Here is a 20,520-nt window from a genome sequence, read left to right as displayed (position 1 = left end):
AAAAAGAACCAAATAACTTTGCAATCGCAAATATTTGGTCCTTACTTTCTTTTATTTCAATGCTTCTTTTGCTTTCGTAACTAATTGCGTAAAAGCTTTTTCATCGTTAATTGCTAAGTCTGATAGCATTTTACGATTAATATCGATTCCAGCTACTTTTAAACCATGCATTAATTTATTATAGGACATGTCATTTAAACGTGCTGCTGCATTAATACGAGAAATCCAAAGTTTACGGAAATCACGTTTTTTCTGTTTACGATCACGATAAGCATACTGACCCGATTTCATTACTTGTTGCTTTGCTGTTTTAAATAACGTTCTTTTTGAACCATAATAACCTTTAGCTAATTTAAGGACGCGTTTACGACGTTGACGCGTTACTGTTCCACCTTTAACACGTGGCATAATAATTCCCTCCTAGTACAAATCAAAAATATATTTTACCGTTCTATTTCAATATGCTTGCTTATTTATAAGGAAGCATTGTTTTAATTCTTCTGTAATCACCAGCTGATACTGTGGTTGTTTTACGAAGTTTACGCTTTTGCTTTTGCGATTTATTTGCAAACATGTGGCTAGTGTATGCATGGCCACGTTTTAATTTTCCAGTACCTGTTTTTTGAAAACGTTTCTGAGAACCTTTATGGGTCTTCATTTTTGGCATAGTATTTTTCCTCCTTATAACTAACGATCTAAATCTACTTCTCATTTACTGGAGCAAGCATCATAAACATATTACGACCTTCCATTTTAGGCTTTGTCTCAACAGTCGCAATATCTTTTACTTCCTCAGCAAATCGATCAAGTACTTCTCGTCCTAATTCTTTATGCGTAATAGCACGTCCGCGGAAACGAACAGCGGCTTTTACTTTGTCGCCTTTTTCTAAGAATTTACGAGCATTTTTTAGCTTCGTTTCAAAATCGTGGTCCCCAATTCCAGGGGTAAATCGAACCTCTTTTACGTTAATAACTTTTTGTTTTTTACGTGCTTCTTTCTCTTTTTTCTGCTGTTCAAAACGATATTTCCCGTAATCCATAATTCGACATACAGGCGGTTTTGCGTTGGGAGCAACAAGCACTAAATCAAGATTGCGTTTTCGAGCAATTTCTAGAGCTTCTTGACGAGGTTTAACACCTAACTGATCGCCATTGGCATCAATTAAACGCACTTCACGAGCACGAATTTTCTCATTAACATTCATTTCCTTGCTAATTATCATCCACCTCCAAATATTTTCACTGCGATCTTTTTGACAAGTTACATTCGTTTCAAACAACTAACTTAGCAAAAGCTAAATTTTAGACGCTAGCTTATAAACGATATATTTATTCCAACGTCTAAAAAAGCGTGGGCAACACGGGCACCCACACTTCTCCAATCGTCTATATGAATCGGTAGAACCAGTCAACTGCCACCAGGCGTCAAGCAGGTGAGAAGCGGGTGCTTCTTCTTGTCTTCAGATCATTTAATTATCAACTACATTATAATAGCATATGTATCGTAACATGTCAAAGAGTTTTTAAGCACCAAACCGTATTGGTTCTCGTTACCCTTTCTTACCATCATGAATTATTTCCATAAGTCGCTGTTCGTTTTCTGTAGTTACACCTTCTGATAGTCTTGCAGCTGCGATGATTGGAGCCCACTGAAATATCTCTTTTCGCTTTAAATCACTCGTCTTGCAGTAATAAAAAAGATATTTTTCCGCTATTTCTAACGAGAATTGAGAGTACAACAAATACGTACGATATACATCGGCGCCAATATTACCGATACTAGCATCTACCCAATCAATAATTGTCACACGATTATTAGATGCAATTAGGTTAAAAAAATGGTAATCTCCATGGCATAAGCTAGCGTCCTCAGGTAACATGTCCAACAACTGCATAAGGTGTACTTTTTCCGATCTTTCCAACTGATTAACAGTAGCAATTTGACGCTCTAGCTTTTGTTTCATCCGCTCCATAGCGCTCGAATGAACTGTCTTTTTATAATGTAATTGTTGCTGCACAGCTACAGATAAGGTAAGAATGTCATCTAAGGAGCAGATTTCCTCTTGATACATTTGCCCTAACGTTTTTCCTTGGATATATTCCATTATAATCGCTTGCCGATTATCAATTTTTCTTACAACCCAAACTTTCGGGACATTGATACCACATGAATAAACAAAAGCATGTTTTCTTGCTTCTCGTAACGCCTCATTAGGAGCAGTTTTTTCATGGAATAGCTTCACAATGATATCGTTGCATATATAAATATCAGCGGTATTTCCTCTTGCGATTGGGCTTCCAAATGTCAATAAGCTCCCTCCCTTTTTTATTATATATTTCTCTATTTGCCACATAAATCCTTTTTTGCACTATAGAAAAGTATAAGAAAAACAAAGGCTTTCGTCAGGATTGGCAACAAGCCACGTTTTTATAGTATAAAGAAATCAAAAACAGCCTCCCTTGAGCAAGGAAAGGCTGTTTTAGTCTGTTTTATGGTATGGAATGCATACCATATAAAGGTTAATATTATGAGGCAATGAACGAGAGTTCTCTCCATAAAATACTAGCGATAAGCGAAATTAGCTACTATTATTTAGCTTTGTGCAAAACTTTATTGTCAATTTCTTGCTTAATCCTAGCGATAAACACATCAAGCAAAACCGTCTCTGTTTCTTTTTCTCCGTAACGGCGAATATTTACAGCATGTTCGTTCACTTCATGATCACCTAGAACAAGCGCAAATGGTATCTTTTGCGTTTGGGCCTCTCGAATTTTATAACCGATCTTTTCATCACGCTCATCTACTGCAACCCTTACTCCTTCTAACCTTAATTTATCAGCAACCTGTTTTGCATAATCCAAATGCGCCTTTGGAGATACTGGAATCACCTTCACCTGAACAGGAGCAAGCCATACAGGGAACGCACCTTTATATTCTTCAATGAGGAATGCAACGAAACGTTCCATTGTAGAAACGACACCGCGATGAATAACTACCGGGCGGTGATGTTGACCATCTTCACCAATATATGTTAAATCAAATCGTTCCGGAAGATGAAAATCAAGTTGAACGGTAGATAATGTTTCGTCTTTTCCTAACGCTGTTTTCACTTGGACATCCAGCTTTGGACCATAGAACGCCGCTTCACCTTCAGCTTCTACATATTCTACTTGAAGTTCTTCCATCGTTTCTTTAAGCATCGCTTGTGCTTTTTCCCACATCGCATCGTTATCTACATATTTTTCTTTATCTTCTGGATCACGATAGGATAAACGGAAATAATAATCGTTAATACCGAAATCCTCATATACTCTTTGCACAAGCTCAACAACACGAATAAATTCATCTTTCAATTGATCTGGACGAGCGAAAATATGCGCATCATTTAAAGTCATGGCTCTCACACGCTGTAATCCAGCTAATGCACCAGACATCTCATAACGATGCATCGTTCCAAGCTCAGCAATACGCACAGGTAGATTCCGGTAGCTGTACAGCTGATTTTTGTATACCATCATATGATGTGGACAATTCATTGGTCTTAGTACTAATTCTTCGTTGTCCATCGTCATCTCTGGAAACATGTCTTCATGATAGTGATCCCAATGCCCGCTCGTTTTATATAACTCGACACTTCCCAATACAGGTGTATAGACATGATCATAGCCAAGACGTTCCTCTAGGTCAACAATGTAGCGTTCTATAGTTCTACGGATTGTTGCCCCTTTTGGCAGCCAAAGCGGTAAACCTTGTCCTACTTTTTGTGAGATCGTAAAGATATCTAATTCTTTACCTAGTTTCCGATGGTCACGTTCTTTACGTTCTTCCAACAATTTCAAATACGTGTCCACTTGACTTTGTTTTGCAAACGCCGTTCCATAAATGCGTTGTAATTGTTTGTTATTACTATCCCCACGCCAATAAGCACCTGAAATACTTAACAACTTAAAAGCCTTAATTTTATTTGTTGAAGGCACGTGAACTCCGCGACATAAATCAAAAAACTCCCCTTGTTTATAAATCGTCACTTGTTCATCTTCTGGAATGGCATCAATTAACTCTAGCTTCAAGGGATCGTCTTGAAACATTTCTATAGCATTTTCTCTTGATACTTCTAAACGTTCTATTTCTAGAGCTTCGTCTATTATTTTTTTCATTTCTTTTTCAATTTTCGGAAGATCTTCAGGTGTAATCGAATGCGCCATGTCCATATCATAATAAAAACCTTCTTCAATTACTGGACCGACACCAAAGTTCACATCTTTATACAATCGCTTAATCGCTTGAGCCATTAAATGAGCTGTGGAATGACGCATAATTTCTATACCCGCATCATCTTTGTTCGTAATAATTTCTATGGATCCACCACGATCTAATTTACGTCTTAAATCAAACGGTACACCATCTATCTTAATAGCTAATGCCTGTTTTTTTAATCCAGAGGAAATGGAACCGGCAATCTCCTCGCCAGTTACACCTTTTGAAAAAGCTTTTTCTGCTCCGTCTGGAAATACAAAAGTTAATTCTTCTGCCATTATCATCACTCCTTGTCAAATTAAAAAACGCCCATCCCTTTGCTTAGTTGCAAAGGGACGAGCGTTGGTCACGTCGTGGTTCCACCCTAATTCCCGTAAATCAATACGGCTTCATTCATCTATAACGTAGATAGTACGCTGTTGCTTTGCTATCGCAACAGGGCTCGAAGGTGGTAAACCATTCCTAGTAAGCGGGAACTTCCAGCCAATGATTCCCTTCTCTATCCTACCTCGCAAATGATTCTTATCCTTTTCATCGCCGATTGTAATTTAATAATAATATAATTTGTATTATAGCGCTTGATTATAGAAAAAGCAAGCCTATTGTTGTTCTTTCTGCATATAGTGAGAGAATGGAAACTTGCGAAGTGGTTCAAAAGTCACTCTTTCCTGAAATACATTAATCACGGTTAACGTTTTCGGTTCTGACGGGTCATCTCCATAAATATAAATATGCTCAGGTGCCATCGCAATAAGTGGAGCTAAATTAAACTCATTATCATCCAAACCTACTAAATACAATGGTTCTTTTTGCATAGCCATTCGTAATTCTAGCCGTGAAAGAGGTTTACCGTTGCCATTGTAAAAAGAAAATGTTTCACCTTGTACCATATAAATATGAGGTACAGAAGATTTACGATTTAAAACGAAACCTCTTAGCATATTAATGAATTCTTGGTGCTCTTCTTCTCTTTTATACTCATCAATTGCAAGACCGACATAATGAACAACATTATCCTGAAATACTTTTAGTCGAAATTTCACTAATGAGTCATAGTGAATGGTCGATGTATCTTTTATGTTTGCAATGAAAAGTGATTCAAGTAGTTGTTGTGGGTTTTCATTTTTTCTTACAAACAGGCTGTCTTTATCCGTACCAGTCATTACCCAATTCGTTAACTCTAAGATCTTTTCCTTTTCATTTGTATCTGTATAAAAATAGTAATCTTCTATAACCGACGTTATCCATTTTCCCATACGGTGTGTAATAAATACATTCGTTAAAGATTTCGCAATCGCTGGGATAAGTACTTGATTTGGAATATTTGCATCAAATTGTAAATGATTCCCCCATTCTTTATGTGTTTTCCAATACAGGTTAATCTGTTTATTATGCTGGCGCATCTTTTCACAGAAACGAATGACTTCTTTATCTGACTCGATAAATAATTCCACCAATACATATCACCCTCATCCAACCAAACTGTTACATTATATGGACAAAGGGTGAAAATAATGAGTAATCCGTAAAAACTAGTATAGATCCATAAAAATAGAAATGATTGTAATGCTTTTTATTATAATAAAGGTGTTTAAATTCTATCTCTTATTAGAAAAACTTGGCTTGTCGTCATTTATAGTGGGAGCTCTTGTTTTTCTTATACTAAAAATTTTCATGCTTTCTTATAGTGTAATTGGAAAAGCCAAGTGAAATTTTCACTTGGCTTCATGTTCTCTCTCGGGTTAGAGATTTGTTTCCATGATAGAGGAATGATCCATATCAATCACGATTATTCCCAAAAAGAAAGAAACAAGTTTACTAGAAATATCAATGGGTTATTACGTTCTCCTGTTTTCAGCAAAGATGGCTACTGGTCGGCTAACTTGTTTCATTCGCTCAATGATACGGCCTGCTTTCACTTCTTCCACACCATTTCTAGTAGAAGCTAAGTGTGTTTCAAGTTCTTCCATGCTGTAATTGGAAGTAAAAAATACGGGTAACCCTTCCATCATACGATACTGCAATAAAGAACCTAGAATTTCATCGCGAAACCACGGGGATTGCATCTCCGCTCCTATATCATCAAGCATAAGAACATCCGTCTTCTTAAAATACGCTAATTTTTTATTCAACGAGTCATCTTTCATCGAAGCCTTCATTTCTCTTACAAATTCAGGCATATAAATTAATGCTGAAGAGATATACATTTCTTTTAATTTATTAGCAAGCGCTCCGAGAAAATAAGTTTTACCTACACCGAAAGGACCGTATAAATACAATCCTTTAGAAGGAATTTCTTGTTCACAATCACTTATAAACTTCACAATTTCTCGAACAGCTTGACTACGTTTTGGATCAGCATCAATATGATCAATTTTAGCTCCCAATATTTGTTTAGGCATATATAAGCTTTGAACTAATTGCTGTTGTTCTCGCTGCTTTTCATAATCAATTCGCCGGTAACACTTTTCATAGGACAAATGGATCTCTCCACCTTCGACGTTTAACACGGGGGAGTACCCTTGAATCATATTCATGCAATCATTAAAACATGTACAGTGACTACATTGTTTAGACTGTGTCTTAAACTCATGTAGTTTAATTAAATTTTTATCTATTTCTTTCTTAGTTAACTCTGGATGCTCAGCTATAAGCGCTTTTATTTCCGGGTCACTTAATATTTCTTGGCGAATTTTAGCATATTGCTCCTGAAAATTCCGGTTTTGTCTCATCCATTTTTGCAACGTCGATTGTACGGGTTTCATATCCATCATCCTTGATAATGCGTTTATTTGTTATAGCTTGAATACTGCTTTAACAGCATTTCAATTTCTTTCTGCTCTTGCACTTCATCCACTTTGTTTTCCTTCGTAGCAGCAACTTCCTGTTTTTGGTGTTTTTTTTGTTGTTTAAACCAATCGGGAACGACTTCTTTCGATTGCGTTTTTCTAGTTGACTTTTTCGAATTTTTATAGTTAGTTACTTCTTTTTTCGCAAAAGCCATTGCTTCTTTAGCAGTTTTTAAATTAGCCCTAGACCAATGACTAGCAATCTTAGATAAATAATTTTTAGATAGCTTCATATTTGTTTGCAATAGTACATAATGTATTAAAACATTCATGACAGGTGCTGGCAATCCTTGTGATGTCATAATGTCGCCGATTAATCTTAGGTCTTGTTCAGAAGCATGATGGCCACTTGACAAATCTTCCAGCAATTGTTTTGGCGAAATATGCTCCAAATGATAAATGAGCTGTTCTTCTTTCGTACTTCCTACTGGTTCTTCTTCCTTATGCACTTCTTTAGTCGCTTTTTCTACGAGACGCACAGACTTTTCCTGATTTTTCGACTGAAATAAATCAAAGCACGCTGCTTTAAATTCATTTATATGCAATCTATTTTCTTCTGTTAAAGCCCACAAAATTGCTTTTTCTATTTCATATGTTTCCAGCTCATAGAGTAACATCATCTGGGTTATTACTTTACGATTGTAAGCTGTAAGCACCTTTTTAGTTGGAATCATACGTTGCTTCAAGCTATGTTCAACAGAAGTAAAATCTACATTGTCTAGATTTACACCTTGCTGTATTTGCTTCTGCTCCTCCTTTGGCAAGGAATCAGGCGTAATCGTTTGAAATACATCTTGGAAGGAAGCAGTTATATTATTACCATCTACTGGCTGTTTGTTTACAGCATAATGTTGCTCTAAATGGGCATATTTTTCTCTACCAATATGATGGTATAAAAGCTGAGAAAGCATTGGATCTTTTAAAAATTGCGCAGGCGAAAAAGCAGGCTTTAACACATACGTAAACACTCGATTATCACTGCTATTCAATTCATAAGTTTTAAGTAAACCAATGCCTTCTAATTTGCGTCTGGCAACGTAAATCTCGTCTAAAGGAAGATTTAAATAATTCATTAAAGTGTGATGCGTCTGAGGGATTTGCTTATCAGCTTGTAATTCCCGTTCATGGAGTAATGTTTGATACAGGATAATAGCAGCCATTCCAATTAAAGGTTGGTATAAATGAGTTAATGATTTTGCATAATCCGTTGGCAGATTTCCTTGAAATTCCACCCAGTATCCTTCAATGGGTAAAATTTTGCCTATCCTGTTCATTCCCATCTAACCCTTTCCATCCGTGTTATATTCTTTATTATTATTCATAATATCCTTTAGCTCGTCTAGGAAAACATTTATATCCTTAAATTGTCTATATACTGAAGCAAAACGTACATATGCAACTTCATCGACATCAGAAAGGCGGTCCATAATTTGTTCCCCTACATCTTTACTATGAACTTCTGAAATACCTTCATTTCGTAATTCTTTTTCTACATTTAAAGCAATATCTTCAATGGTTTCTAACGGTACAGGGCGTTTTTCACAAGCTTTAATTAAGCCACGAACTAACTTATCCCGACTAAATTCTTGCCTCGCGCCGTCTTTTTTCACTACGATTAACGGTACATCTTCAATCCGTTCGAATGTTGTAAACCGGAAGCCACAACGTTCACACTCTCTTCTTCGCCGAATTGCTTGTCCTTCTTCTATTGGTCTGGAATCGAGTACTTTTGTGCTTTTATTTTGGCAATTTGAACATCTCATCGTTCTGCCCACTCCTCATTTCAACCGTTACCTGTCTTGTTTCGTGATGAAAGGTAATGCTTTATTTATTTCTCTATATAATTGTTGAATGACTTTTGTACTATAACCAAAATCTATTGGTAGTTGAGATTCTGTTGTAACAGAAAAATCAATAGCGGTTTGATATGGTCGTACCATAATTACTGTTGCAATAATAAATGCTTTTTTCCCTTTTTTAACGTGTATACTTAATTCTCCATGCTCTTTGGACATAGCATGAATGCGGTATTTGGATGACTGTTGAAATAAATTTTCAAGTGCTTGCATTGCTTTGTCTTTCGTTGTTTTATAATAATGTGTTTGTAAACTGTCATCCCAATGATTATCTTGTGTTTCAGCATGATTACTAAAATATTTGGAAATGGTATTCCGAAAGCCCATTCTAAAAAGCCACCTTCATAACATAGATATTCTATTGTATAGTAGTTTCATTTTAACATGTTTTTCGTAAAACCTCTATATCATAACAACAGCAAATAGCGCAAGCCTTTGACTAACAGACCTTACGTACATAAAGCATACATTACTTCAGAATCTATTTCTTCTAATAAACTATACACATAGACAACAATGGGTTGATAGACTATGTTGTGTCTATCAACCCATTATTGTCATTATGTTACGCTTTCGATGATGTCAGTTTCCCTCAGCTTAGAAAACTTGGCTTAACACCAATCCCGTATAGACTCTGATTCAGCACATTCAGTACCACACGTTCTATTTTTCTACTTACATAATAACTGTAGAAAGGATATGAATTACTTTATTTTTCATTGCTGAAACGTAATGTTCCCATTCCTCTTGTGATTTCCATTTTTTCTACTTTGCTTGCCTGCAAGTGTTGCGATATACTTTCTACCGCTATGTAAGGATCAATACTGTATCCACACGTATATACATCAACACTAGCATACCCATGTTCTGGAAAACTATGTACCGTAAGATGAGATTCAGAAATAATAATGACACCACTTATTCCAATTGGTGCAAACTTATGAAACGTAACTTCTCTAATTTCTGCTCCAGCCTTTAAAGCAGCTTCAACGAAAAAACGTTCCATTTCTATTATGTTATTTAATACATCTTTATTGCATTTCCAAAGTTCAACAATGATATGCCTTCCCTTTGTATCCATTCACTACTTCATCCTTATAGTGTTCTTCATTTAATTGAAAAGCTCATAACTATAATTATAGTATGATTGTTCCATTTGAATACAACGAAAAGTATAAACGTTTTCTGTATGGATTGCAATATTTTCATTTCGTTCAGAGTGAACTTTACATAAGTACGTTCTTGAAAAATAATTTTTCCCATAAAGTGAATCTTCAATCAGTAGGGCAATTCATTATCCCCACTGATTGTTAGCGCCATCATTTTTACTCACAAGACCGACTGGATACGAAACATTATAATATTGTAGAAGTGTCAAACGTAAAACTTGCTGCTTGTTCATTTGATGTTACTTAGCTCATTTGCATATGCTTTTCAGCAAGATAATAACCTACGTGTTTCGTTAAATCCAATACACGCTTAGAGTAGCCCCATTCATTATCATACCATGCTAATACTTTTATTTTGCGCCCCTCCATGACTATCGTTGACAGACCATCTATAATGGCGGAATATTCAGTAGTTGTATAATCAATAGACACTAGTGGCTCATCACTATACTGAATAATGCCGCTGTAGTCAGCTTCGGCAGCTTTTTTAAATACTTCATTAACTTGTCTAGCTGTAACTTCATTTTTTACATCCACTACAAGATCTACTAATGAAACGTTAGGTGTTGGTACACGTAGAGCCATGCCATGAAGTTTGCCATTTAAATGAGGGAGCACTTCTCCCAAAGCTTTAGCTGCACCAGTAGAAGTTGGGATAATAGATTGGGTGCAACCTCTAGCTCTTCTTAAGTCTTTATGTGGATTATCAATGTTTTTTTGGTCATTTGTAAAAGCATGTACAGTCGTCATTAACCCATTTTCGATACCGAAATAATCGTCAATAATTTTCACAACAGGTGCAAGGCAGTTTGTAGTACAAGAAGCATTGGAAACAACATCATGCTTTTGTGGATCATAAGCATCTTCATTAACTCCCATTACTATCGTTTGATCTACTTCTTTACCTGGTGCAGTAATGACAACTTTTTTAGCTCCTGCACGAAGATGCCCACCAGCGCTTTCTTTTGTTTTGAATTTCCCAGTAGCTTCAATTACGACATCAATTGCTAGTTCCTCCCACGGTAATTGTTCGGGGACTCGAGAATTAACTAATTCAACATGGCTTTCTCCTACCATAATCCCTTTTTGAAGCGGTTTCACTTCCTCGTCTAAAATTCCATGTACGCTGTCATATTTAATTAAATGCGCTAACGTTTCAGCTGGATAACTAGCATTAATGGCTACCACATTTAGATTTTTATCTTTTATCGCTTGTCGAAAAACCATTCGCCCAATACGGCCAAATCCATTTATTGCAATTCTCGTTTTTCTCATACGACTTCCTCCTATTATGAGTTATACTTTTTTAGTTTATTTATTAATTAGTATAACACATTTAAATATATATGTGACTACAAAACTCAAATTCAAATATATTTCAGTTTTCTTATGATTTCGAACTAACGTGGTTTGAGGTATGCCCTTCATTTTTAATGATTGAGGAGCTTTTTCATGTTTTTTGTTTTTATAAGAACAAAGCGTAGGTCGTCTGTTTAACAACGTAGCGAATGAAACAAATCAACGAAGATAAAGGCATCACAGTAAGTGGCCGAAACGATGGCGACTTATCCTAAGGCTACTTCATGATGTCGCCTAGCTGTTGGGTGATTCCTTATCTACAAACACCTCACTTTATAAATTAATATCTTTTTAGAAAAACTTGCTCAGGGCTTTCTTTTTTCTTATGCGGGAAAAGTTCTATGCTTTCTTAAAAAAACATTCACACCGAGAATGGATGCGAATGTTTTTTGATTTAATCAGGGAGTATATTCCATGATAATAGCAACTTTTCCAATTGCTCAAAAGATGCAAATTTTGATCCAGTATTATCAATAACCCCGTCAGCTTTTTTGACTTTTTCTGTTATAGGCATTTGCGCTTTTATTCGTTGCTTGGCTTCTGCTTCAGAATAGTCGTCCCTCTCCATTAAACGCTGTAATTGCGTAGCTTCATCAACATAAACAACAATCGTTTTATCAACGAGCGAACTCAAATTATTCTCAAACAATAAAGGAATATCAAGCACAACACATGTATATCCTGATTGAAGATAAGCGTCTCTTTTTTCAACCATTTTTTTTCTTACAGCAGGATGAACAATATGATTTAATTGCTCTCGCTTCTGTTCATCTGCAAATATAATTTCACCTAGCAATTCTCGATTTAATGTCTTATCCTCACGTAAGATTTCCGAACCGAAATGTCGAATAATTTCTTCATATGCTTGCTCCCCAGGTTTTACAACTTCCCTAGCAAGTTTATCCGCATCAATGACAGGTATACGAAAATCATCAAACATTAAAGAAATGGTACTTTTTCCCGTTGCAATACTACCAGTTAGACCAATAATTACACTCATTATATCACCTCTTTATTGGCTGACAGCTTGTACAAATATGTGTGCCACGTCCACCAACCTTTAATTTAGCGATTGTATTACCACATGTTTTACAAGCTTGATTTTCTTGACCGTATACATAAAGTTTTTGTTGAAACATCCCCATTTCACCTTGACTATTGACATAAGAGCGTATTGTTGTACCGCCCTGCAATACAGCTTCTTCTAAAGTAGCAATGGCTTGCTTGCGAACTTCTTTTATTTCTTTCTGTGTTAATTTGTTTGCTGGTATTAAAGGATGAATACGCGCCTTGAACAACGTTTCATCTACATAGATGTTTCCTAATCCAGCTACAATCGTTTGATCTAATAAAGCGGATTTAATAACGCGCTTTGTTTTTTTCAGCTTCTCAATAAAATATTCTACCGTAAATGCATCATCGAATGGGTCAGGACCTAACAAACATAACGGCTTTTGATTCATTTCCTCTCCGCGATGAAACAAATGCATCGTGCCAAATTTTCGGACGTCATTATAACGTAATTCTTCTCCGGTAGAAAATCGAAAGATAATATGTGTATGTTTCTTTACCGGTTCTCCTTCTTGATGAACGCTATATTTCCCTTCCATTCGAAGATGTGAAACGAGAATATAATCATTTAATTCAAACAATAAAAATTTCCCTTTTCGGTGAATGTCTAATATTTTTTGCCCTATAACCTCTGACTGAAATTGCATGATATCATCAGGTTGCTTAATTATTTTTGGCCAATAAATATCTATTTGATCAATCGTTCTGTTGATTACAAATCGTTTTAACGTTTTGCGAATAGTTTCTACTTCTGGTAATTCCGGCATCTCCTTAACTCCTTACTTAGCATCAAACCAACTATCTCCATAAGCATAATCAACCTTTAAAGGTACATTTAAATCCACTGTATGTTCCATAATAGCTGGCACTATTTCTTTTAATGTTTCTACTTCAGACTGTGGTGCTTCTAAAATCAACTCATCGTGTACTTGCAATAAAATTCGTGCTTGCAACTGTTCTTCCTCTAGCTTACCACGCAAATCAATCATCGCTTTTTTAATAATGTCCGCTGCACTTCCTTGAATTGGCGTATTCATAGCAGTTCGTTCAGCAAAGCTTCTTTGATTAAAGTTACGACTGGTAATATCCGGTAAATATCTTCTGCGATTCATAATTGTGCTAACGTACCCCTTATGTTTTGCTTCTTGAACGATCTCGTCCATGTATATCTTTACACCAGGATAACTTTCAAAATATCGATCAATAAACTGTTTTGCTTCTTTTCGCGTAATACCTAGGTTCTGCGATAATCCGTAATCACTAATGCCGTATACTATACCGAAATTAACTGCTTTTGCTTGTCTACGCATATTTGCGGAAACTTCTTCTTTGTTCACATGAAAGACGTCCATCGCTGTCTGCGTATGAATATCTTTTTCCTGTTTAAATGCGGTCATCAATTTTTCATCACGAGCAATATGTGCTAATACTCTCAACTCAATTTGAGAGTAATCAGCAGCAAACATAACCCAATCCTTTTGAGCAGGAATAAAGGCTTGACGTATTTTTCTACCTTCTCCCAAACGTATAGGGATATTTTGTAAGTTTGGTTCGATGGAGCTTAAACGACCTGTTTGCGTTAGTGCTTGATTAAAACGAGTGTGAATTTTATCTGTTTTTTCATCTACTACTTTTAATAATCCTTCAATATAAGTAGACTGCAATTTACCTAATTGGCGGTATAATAATAGCTTCGGAATAATTTCATGCTCATCCTGAAGTTGTTCTAACACATCAGCAGCAGTGGAATAACCCGTTTTAGTCTTCTTAATAACTGGGAGACCTAGTTTTTCAAACAGAATCGGACCCAGCTGTTTTGGAGAGTTTAAATTAAACTCCTCACCAGCCAATTCATGAACCTCTTTCTCTAATTCTGCTAAACGATTTTTCAAGTCGGTGCGCATTTCTTCTAAACGTTTTGTATCAACAAGCACGCCTGTATGCTCCATCTCTCCAAGAATAAGCGCCAATGGCATTTCTAACTCCTTAAATAATTCGTACTGTTCATTTTCTTCAAGTTGTTTTTCCATCTGTGGCTTTAGTTCATAAAGCATGGTTGCTTTTCTTACCACATGTTCTCTAAAAACTGGCTGTTCGGGAATTTTCCGCTTCGCTCCCTTCCCATACACTTCATCATCTAGATACACATCCGTTCTACCTAATCTGTGGCTAATAGCTGGTATATCATGATTATTTTCCGATGGGTTAATTAAATAAGAGGCTAATAGCATATCAAACGCAATACCTTCAATGTGCATATTAGCTCGTGATAACGAAACGAATGTTTTTTTGGCATCAAATACATATTTTTTCATGGAAGAATTCCTTAACCATGATTGAAATTGACTTGATTGGATGGCAATATCTTTTGGTAAAAAGTAAGCCGCTTCTTCATTAACGATGGAAAAGCCTTGAATGGATGCTTGATGATAATTTTCTTCTAACATTTCAACAATAAGTGCCTCTTCTCCCGTAAACAAGTCATCGTTTACTTCCTCTAATATTGAAAATTCAATTGGCGGGTGTTGTTCCTGGTTTTCCATTGGCTTATCTTCTTCAGACCCTTGTATTCGAGTTAATAATGATTGAAAGCCAAGTTCGGTAAAAATCGCTCTGACTTTATCTTGCGCATACCCGTTATAGATAACATCGTCGGGTTTAATTGTAATGGGTGAAGATCGATTAATGGTTACAAGTTCTTTACTCATAAAGGCTTCTTCTTTATGAGTTGCTAGCTTCTCTTTCAGCTTTTTCCCACTAACATCTTCCAAATGGTCATACACATTTTCTAAAGTATGAAATTGTTTTAGTAATTTGACTGCCGTTTTCTCCCCCACCCCAGGGACACCAGGTATATTATCTGAATTATCTCCCATCAATGCTTTCAAATCAATAATTTGTTCTTGCGTAATTTCCATTTTTTCCTTTAAAAAAGCAGGTGTATAACGCTCAACGTCGCTAATTCCTTTTTTAGTCAAACTTACAGTCACGTGATCAGAAACTAATTGAAGCAAGTCTTTATCACCAGATATAACGGTTACTTCCCATCCATTTTCTTCTACTTGCTTAGATAGTGTACCGATTATATCATCTGCCTCATAATTATCCAGTTCATAATGTGGGATAGAAAATGCATCTAATACTTCTTTTAATAAAGGGAATTGTTCCGATAGTTCTGGAGGTGTTTTTTGTCTTCCTCCTTTATATTCCTTATATGTATCATGTCTAAAAGTTGTTTTACCGGCATCAAATGCGACCAACATATGTGTAGGCTTTTCTTCCTCTATCATTCTTAATAGCATGGTTGTAAAGCCATAAACAGCATTTGTATATACGCCTTTATCGTTATTTAAAAGCGGTAACGCGAAGAATGCACGGTAAATAATACTGTTACCATCAATTAATACCAATTTATTGCTCATAGTTTCGCCTCCGATTATTTCATCATTAAGCATATTTTATCATTCTATCCCTATAAAGTGAAACGCCGTATGCGCCACGTCTATTTTCTTTATACTACGATATTCTAAATGTATAGTAATAAAATAAGCCAAGCTCGCTGTTTTTATTAAAACTTAGCTGTAGCTCGTCTTCTCTACTACTTACCCCTAATTTTCTATCAATTAAGAAAAAAGGGATAGGAGACACTTAAGTTTCTCTCCTATCCCTTTTATTCGTTATTGTGCCTTATCGTCCTTATTCATTGGCAAACTAACCATTATCTTTGTCCCTTTATTAATTTCACTTTCTATATCAATCGTACCATCGTGTACTTCTACAATATGTTTGACAATCGCTAAGCCGAGCCCAGTGCCTCCGGTATTACGGCTTCTAGCTTTATCTACTCTGTAAAAACGTTCAAATATACGAGGCAGAGCCTTCTTTTCAATACCTATCCCTGTATCCTCTACTTCAATAAGTGCTTTATTGCCTTGCTCCATAATTCGTAAATAAATATGGCCTTGTTCTGGTGTATAGTTTATAGCGTTATCGATAAGATTAATAATAATTTGCTTCACTTTCTCTTTATCCGCTGTAAGTTGTAAACTTTCTTCAACAGATTTATCAAATGTCAATCCCTTATCAGCAAACTTTTGATGTATGACAGGAATTACTTCATCTACCAATTCATGCATAGTAAAAGTGGAAAGAACCAGTTGATGATTTTCCTTTTCTAGTCGAGAAAGAATTAACAAATCCTGAATTAATAATTGTAACCGATGACTCTCGTTATATATTATTTCTAAGAATTCCTTATTTCTCTCTAAATCTTTCATCGGATTATCTAATAATGTCTCAGCAAACCCTTTAATAGACGTAATCGGCGTTTTTAACTCATGCGAAACATTCGCCACAAAGTCTTTTCGCATTAATTCTAGTTTTTTCAACTCCGTTATATCATAAAGTACGAGCACCGCCCCTTTTAATAAATTACGTTCATCAAAAATAGGAGCGCCAACTATCTCAATATAGTATTTATCCAAGCCTTTATAATGCGTAAACTCTTCTTTAATATTTCGTTCGTATAAAAAGGTTTTTTGAACCGTTTCATGAATAACTTCATTGTGCAGCACATCATAATAAAGATGACCTTGAAAATCATTCGTTGTTTGCCCAAACATAACAAGAAATTTACGGTTAACAAAGTGGATATACCCTTTGGCATCTATTAAAACAAGTCCACTCTGTGTATTTTCTATAATCGTTGATAATTGTTCTGCCTGCATTTGCTCTTGAATAGTTAATTCATTTAAATTTCGCGCTAAAGCATTAATCTTCGTACTTAACTGTCCAATACTATCTGTACTTGGATGATGAAATCTAGCTCGATAATTACCTTTTACAATCTCATCCACTGTCTTGGTTGCTTTTTTAATAGGCTTTAAGACTGATTCATATAAATGAATGATAAATAACAATAAAACGATAAATTGAATTACTAGTACTGCAGCTAATACTAGATAATCTCCAATTAAAACGCTTAACAGAATACCGGTTACTAAAACAACTAAAAAAACACCTACTGTGTAACCGAATATAGGTTTTTCAAACAAAAATCGCATTAACTAGGGTCCTCCAATTTATAACCAAGACCTCGTACCGTTTTAATATAAACAGGTTTTTTAGAATCTGGTTCTATTTTATCCCGTAAATGAGAAACATGAACATCCACAATACGGGTATCACCAACAAAATCATAATCCCATACACCGCTAAGAAGTTGGTCACGTGAAATAACCTTTCCTTTATTCTTTGCTAGATAATATAACAGTTCAAATTCTTTTCTTGTAAAGGTAATCACTTTCCCCGCCATTTCTGCTTCATATCTTTCAGGGAACACTGTTAAATCACCAACTTGTATAAATGAAAAATTAGATTTTTCTACTCTTTTTGCTCTTCGTAAAATAGCTTTAATTCTAGCCACCACTTCTTTTGGGCTAAAAGGCTTCGTTAAATAATCATCTGCACCTAATTCCAATCCAAGTACTTTATCAAATTCCTCATCTTTAGCAGTAAGCATAAGAATCGGTGTATTTATCTGGTTATTTCTTAAATACCTACAAACATCCATGCCATCCATCTCAGGGAGCATAAGATCTAAAACAATCAAATCATAATTGTTGCTTTGTGCTTTTTGTACTGCTTCATAACCGTCATAAGCAACATCTGTCACAAAGCCCGCTTTCTCGATATTAAAGTTAAGCAATGTTACAATAGATTTCTCGTCATCTACAATTAAAATTTTCTCGTTCATATCCAGTCCCCGTTTCTACATACTTTAATAGGTTCCATCTCCATCTTACACTGAATTGTTTAGAATGTGAATACGATAAGAATTTGTAAATTTATTTTTACACAGTATCAATGTATGAAAAGGAATGTTGATTGAACGATAATACAGTTTATGCTAATAAGGGATAAGTTATGAACAAAGTTTTAGAGTAGTTTTAAAAGAAGTTTTCTAAAGATTGCGCAGTTAACGTATTTGGTTTATGAGCTGGTGTCACATACAATTTACCGTTTAAAACGACTTCTCCTTCCTCATCCTTTGCAACTACATTCATAGCGAGGCGTTGATTGCTCTCGTCAATGGCAATTACTTCTAGAGAAATATCTACTTCGGAATTATGATAGACTGCTCTAGGGAAAACCATTTCGTGATGAACAATATGGCTTCCTGGCCCTGGCAATTCCATAGATACTAAAGAAGATACCATGCCATACAGCATGACAGATGGCACGATTGGTTGTTTATAAGGTGTTAATGAAGCATAGTCATGTTGTAAATATAACGGGTTGGCATCATCCGTTAACCCTAAGTACAACAATAAATCTCGATCATTCATTCGAGTCGTTCGACTGCACGTATCACCTATTTTAATATCATATAAGGATTTGCCTAACGGTCGTCTTTTTCCAATCAATCCTTTCATCCCCCAATCCATGTAAGCGATTTCTATTATAGCAAAAATTCAGTCATTTGCCAATCCATATGATGTAATCTACTAAACTAGGCTTTTGTAGTACTTCAAACGAAATACTGGGATAGTAGAACAAAGGTGCAAGCGCCCATTTAGCGACGTAGCGAGTGGAACGAATTAACGAAAGTTTTAGGAATCACGGTGAGGAACGAACCGATGATGACTTATCTTAGGGCAATGGAGTGAAGTCGCCTAGTTGCTGGGCGCTGGAGCCGGACGTGGTTAAATAACTTAGTAAGTTTATCCACAGCTGCAAAATTTTATAACTTTGTAGACCTGAACAAAGGTGCAAGCGCCGGTTAGCAACGTAGCGATTTAAGTGCTGTTATCTCCAACTTACTTGATCAACTTCACTCTCCAATTCTTGAAGCAGGAGTCTTACAGCACCTTATGTTGGGGATAAACCATAAAAGTGTATGCTTTCCTATAGTACAAAAAAACACATGAAACGACAATTTGTTTCATGTGTTTTTCGTTATGCTATAAGCCTTTAATTTAAGACATCTAACACTTTTTTAACCGAATCTGCCGATTTATCAAGTGCAGCTTTCTCCTCTTCCGTTAATTCAAGCTCGATGACCTTTTCTATACCATTTCCACCTAATACAGTTGGCACTCCAAGATAAATGTTTGAGTAGCCATATTCTCCTTCAAGGTAAGCAATAGCAGGTAGAACACGACGCTGATCCTTCAAAATTGCTTCGGCCATTACTGTAAGCGAAGCAGCAGGAGCATAATAAGCACTTCCATTACCAAGTAACCCTACTATTTCTCCACCGCCTTTTCTTGTTCTTTCTACAATAGCATCTAAACGTTCTTTAGATATTAGTGTTTCGAGTGGAATTCCACCAGCATAAGAGTAGCGAATTAAAGGCACCATATCATCCCCGTGTCCGCCTAGTACAAATCCTGTGACATCTTTAACAGAAACATTTAATTCTTGGGCAACAAAAGTTCGAAAACGAGCTGTATCTAGTACACCTGACTGCCCAATTACCCGCTCTTTTGGCAAACCAGATTCTTTAAATACTGTGTATGTCATAGCATCAACTGGATTTGTTAATACGACGATATACGTTTCAGGAGAATATTTCATAATTTCTTGTGTTACAGACTTCATAATCTTAGCATTTGTATTCACTAAGTCGTCACGACTCATTCCTGGCTTACGAGCAATCCCCGCTGTAATAATTACCAAGTCTGAGTCTTTTGTATCTTCGTAATTCGAGGTACCAATAATAGACGCATCAAAACCCTGAACAGGACTAGCCTCTAGCATGTCTAAAGCTTTACCTTTGGTTGGATCTTCCATATTAGGTATATCAACAAGTACCACATCACCTAGTTCTTTTTGCGCAAGCATTAATGCAGTCGTCGCACCAGTGAATCCGGAACCGATTACAGAAATTTTACTTCTCTTTATTGCCATCATAAAAACCCCTTTGTTCTATTTGGTATAAAGTTAGTCGATTAGTT

The 20,520-nt window shown here is 35.9% G+C and carries 19 protein-coding genes and 1 other annotated feature; all 19 genes read right to left on the bottom strand.

Going from position 1 to position 20,520, the window contains the following annotated elements:
* Positions 1-51: 51 nt before the first annotated feature.
* Positions 52-408 (bottom strand): 50S ribosomal protein L20, encoded by a 357-nt coding sequence (gene rplT / locus D9780_RS05170; RefSeq protein WP_073010158.1) that lies wholly within the window; start codon positions 406-408, stop codon positions 52-54.
* A gap of 61 nt (positions 409-469) precedes the next feature.
* Entirely contained in the window at positions 470-667 is a 198-nt protein-coding gene (gene rpmI / locus D9780_RS05165) for a 50S ribosomal protein L35 (RefSeq protein ID WP_073010155.1), read from the bottom strand.
* A 34-nt stretch (positions 668-701) separates the two neighbouring features.
* On the bottom strand, positions 702-1,205 hold the full coding sequence (gene infC / locus D9780_RS05160) for a translation initiation factor IF-3 (protein WP_116278245.1): 504 nt from the start codon (positions 1,203-1,205) through the stop codon (positions 702-704).
* Between the two features lie 132 nt (positions 1,206-1,337).
* Positions 1,338-1,462: a sequence feature (ribosomal protein L20 leader region), on the bottom strand.
* 88 nt (positions 1,463-1,550) lie between these two features.
* Positions 1,551-2,309 (bottom strand): aminoglycoside phosphotransferase family protein, encoded by a 759-nt coding sequence (locus D9780_RS05155; RefSeq protein WP_121639490.1) that lies wholly within the window; start codon positions 2,307-2,309, stop codon positions 1,551-1,553.
* A 280-nt stretch (positions 2,310-2,589) separates the two neighbouring features.
* Entirely contained in the window at positions 2,590-4,536 is a 1,947-nt protein-coding gene (thrS, locus tag D9780_RS05150; protein ID WP_121639489.1) for a threonine--tRNA ligase, read from the bottom strand.
* Between the two features lie 321 nt (positions 4,537-4,857).
* Positions 4,858-5,712: a putative sporulation protein YtxC gene (gene ytxC, locus D9780_RS05145; RefSeq protein ID WP_240458818.1), complete on the bottom strand. Its 855-nt coding sequence runs from the start codon at positions 5,710-5,712 to the stop codon at positions 4,858-4,860.
* 384 nt (positions 5,713-6,096) lie between these two features.
* Positions 6,097-7,023 (bottom strand): primosomal protein DnaI, encoded by a 927-nt coding sequence (dnaI, locus tag D9780_RS05140; protein ID WP_121639487.1) that lies wholly within the window; start codon positions 7,021-7,023, stop codon positions 6,097-6,099.
* 23 nt (positions 7,024-7,046) lie between these two features.
* On the bottom strand, positions 7,047-8,381 hold the full coding sequence (locus D9780_RS05135; protein WP_073010302.1) for a replication initiation and membrane attachment family protein: 1,335 nt from the start codon (positions 8,379-8,381) through the stop codon (positions 7,047-7,049).
* Between the two features lie 6 nt (positions 8,382-8,387).
* Entirely contained in the window at positions 8,388-8,870 is a 483-nt protein-coding gene (gene nrdR, locus D9780_RS05130) for a transcriptional regulator NrdR (protein ID WP_073010139.1), read from the bottom strand.
* Between the two features lie 27 nt (positions 8,871-8,897).
* Positions 8,898-9,290, bottom strand: coding sequence for a cytosolic protein (locus tag D9780_RS05125; RefSeq protein ID WP_073010137.1), 393 nt, complete (start codon positions 9,288-9,290; stop codon positions 8,898-8,900).
* A gap of 382 nt (positions 9,291-9,672) precedes the next feature.
* Positions 9,673-10,044, bottom strand: a complete 372-nt coding sequence (gene speD / locus D9780_RS05120) for an adenosylmethionine decarboxylase (protein WP_121639486.1) — start codon at positions 10,042-10,044, stop codon at positions 9,673-9,675.
* A gap of 331 nt (positions 10,045-10,375) precedes the next feature.
* Positions 10,376-11,407 carry a glyceraldehyde-3-phosphate dehydrogenase gene (locus D9780_RS05115; RefSeq protein ID WP_116278228.1) on the bottom strand — a complete coding sequence of 344 codons (1,032 nt, stop codon included), beginning with the start codon at positions 11,405-11,407 and terminating at the stop codon, positions 10,376-10,378.
* Between the two features lie 478 nt (positions 11,408-11,885).
* A complete protein-coding gene (coaE, locus tag D9780_RS05110) occupies positions 11,886-12,491 on the bottom strand; it encodes a dephospho-CoA kinase (protein WP_116278229.1) in 606 nt (201 codons plus the stop codon).
* Positions 12,492-12,495: 4 nt separating this feature from the next.
* Positions 12,496-13,329 (bottom strand): DNA-formamidopyrimidine glycosylase, encoded by an 834-nt coding sequence (mutM, locus tag D9780_RS05105; protein WP_121639485.1) that lies wholly within the window; start codon positions 13,327-13,329, stop codon positions 12,496-12,498.
* Between the two features lie 12 nt (positions 13,330-13,341).
* Positions 13,342-15,984 (bottom strand): DNA polymerase I, encoded by a 2,643-nt coding sequence (gene polA / locus D9780_RS05100; RefSeq protein ID WP_121639484.1) that lies wholly within the window; start codon positions 15,982-15,984, stop codon positions 13,342-13,344.
* A gap of 255 nt (positions 15,985-16,239) precedes the next feature.
* A complete protein-coding gene (gene pnpS / locus D9780_RS05095; protein ID WP_073010122.1) occupies positions 16,240-17,625 on the bottom strand; it encodes a two-component system histidine kinase PnpS in 1,386 nt (461 codons plus the stop codon).
* Positions 17,625-18,317 carry a response regulator transcription factor gene (locus D9780_RS05090; protein ID WP_073010119.1) on the bottom strand — a complete coding sequence of 231 codons (693 nt, stop codon included), beginning with the start codon at positions 18,315-18,317 and terminating at the stop codon, positions 17,625-17,627. The genes pnpS and D9780_RS05090 overlap by 1 nt, the downstream gene beginning before the upstream one ends.
* 193 nt (positions 18,318-18,510) lie before the next feature.
* Positions 18,511-18,996, bottom strand: coding sequence for a MaoC/PaaZ C-terminal domain-containing protein (locus D9780_RS05085; RefSeq protein ID WP_073010299.1), 486 nt, complete (start codon positions 18,994-18,996; stop codon positions 18,511-18,513).
* Positions 18,997-19,534: 538 nt separating this feature from the next.
* Entirely contained in the window at positions 19,535-20,473 is a 939-nt protein-coding gene (gene mdh, locus D9780_RS05080) for a malate dehydrogenase (RefSeq protein WP_073010117.1), read from the bottom strand.
* Between the last annotated feature and the right edge of the window lie 47 nt (positions 20,474-20,520).

The organism is Virgibacillus sp. Bac330 (assembly GCF_003667845.1).
Lineage (GTDB): Bacteria > Bacillota > Bacilli > Bacillales > Amphibacillaceae > Virgibacillus > Virgibacillus chiguensis.
The sequence above is the reverse complement of the archived record's forward strand: the minus strand, read 5'-3'. Positions and strand labels throughout refer to the sequence as shown.

What these genes read in the sequence shown, in the direction of transcription:
- D9780_RS05135 (WP_073010302.1), bottom strand. Translation starts at nt 8,381, where the DNA reads ATGAACAGGATAGGCAAAATTTTACCCATTGAAGGATACTGGGTGGAA.
- rplT (WP_073010158.1), bottom strand. Translation starts at nt 408, where the DNA reads ATGCCACGTGTTAAAGGTGGAACAGTAACGCGTCAACGTCGTAAACGC.
- D9780_RS05115 (WP_116278228.1), bottom strand. Translation starts at nt 11,407, where the DNA reads ATGAGAAAAACGAGAATTGCAATAAATGGATTTGGCCGTATTGGGCGA.
- nrdR (WP_073010139.1), bottom strand. Translation starts at nt 8,870, where the DNA reads ATGAGATGTTCAAATTGCCAAAATAAAAGCACAAAAGTACTCGATTCC.
- rpmI (WP_073010155.1), bottom strand. Translation starts at nt 667, where the DNA reads ATGCCAAAAATGAAGACCCATAAAGGTTCTCAGAAACGTTTTCAAAAA.
- D9780_RS05125 (WP_073010137.1), bottom strand. Translation starts at nt 9,290, where the DNA reads ATGGGCTTTCGGAATACCATTTCCAAATATTTTAGTAATCATGCTGAA.
- coaE (WP_116278229.1), bottom strand. Translation starts at nt 12,491, where the DNA reads ATGAGTGTAATTATTGGTCTAACTGGTAGTATTGCAACGGGAAAAAGT.
- mutM (WP_121639485.1), bottom strand. Translation starts at nt 13,329, where the DNA reads ATGCCGGAATTACCAGAAGTAGAAACTATTCGCAAAACGTTAAAACGA.
- polA (WP_121639484.1), bottom strand. Translation starts at nt 15,984, where the DNA reads ATGAGCAATAAATTGGTATTAATTGATGGTAACAGTATTATTTACCGT.
- dnaI (WP_121639487.1), bottom strand. Translation starts at nt 7,023, where the DNA reads ATGAAACCCGTACAATCGACGTTGCAAAAATGGATGAGACAAAACCGG.
- D9780_RS05085 (WP_073010299.1), bottom strand. Translation starts at nt 18,996, where the DNA reads ATGAAAGGATTGATTGGAAAAAGACGACCGTTAGGCAAATCCTTATAT.
- infC (WP_116278245.1), bottom strand. Translation starts at nt 1,205, where the DNA reads ATGAATGTTAATGAGAAAATTCGTGCTCGTGAAGTGCGTTTAATTGAT.
- speD (WP_121639486.1), bottom strand. Translation starts at nt 10,044, where the DNA reads ATGGATACAAAGGGAAGGCATATCATTGTTGAACTTTGGAAATGCAAT.
- pnpS (WP_073010122.1), bottom strand. Translation starts at nt 17,625, where the DNA reads ATGCGATTTTTGTTTGAAAAACCTATATTCGGTTACACAGTAGGTGTT.
- mdh (WP_073010117.1), bottom strand. Translation starts at nt 20,473, where the DNA reads ATGGCAATAAAGAGAAGTAAAATTTCTGTAATCGGTTCCGGATTCACT.
- D9780_RS05090 (WP_073010119.1), bottom strand. Translation starts at nt 18,317, where the DNA reads ATGAACGAGAAAATTTTAATTGTAGATGACGAGAAATCTATTGTAACA.
- thrS (WP_121639489.1), bottom strand. Translation starts at nt 4,536, where the DNA reads ATGGCAGAAGAATTAACTTTTGTATTTCCAGACGGAGCAGAAAAAGCT.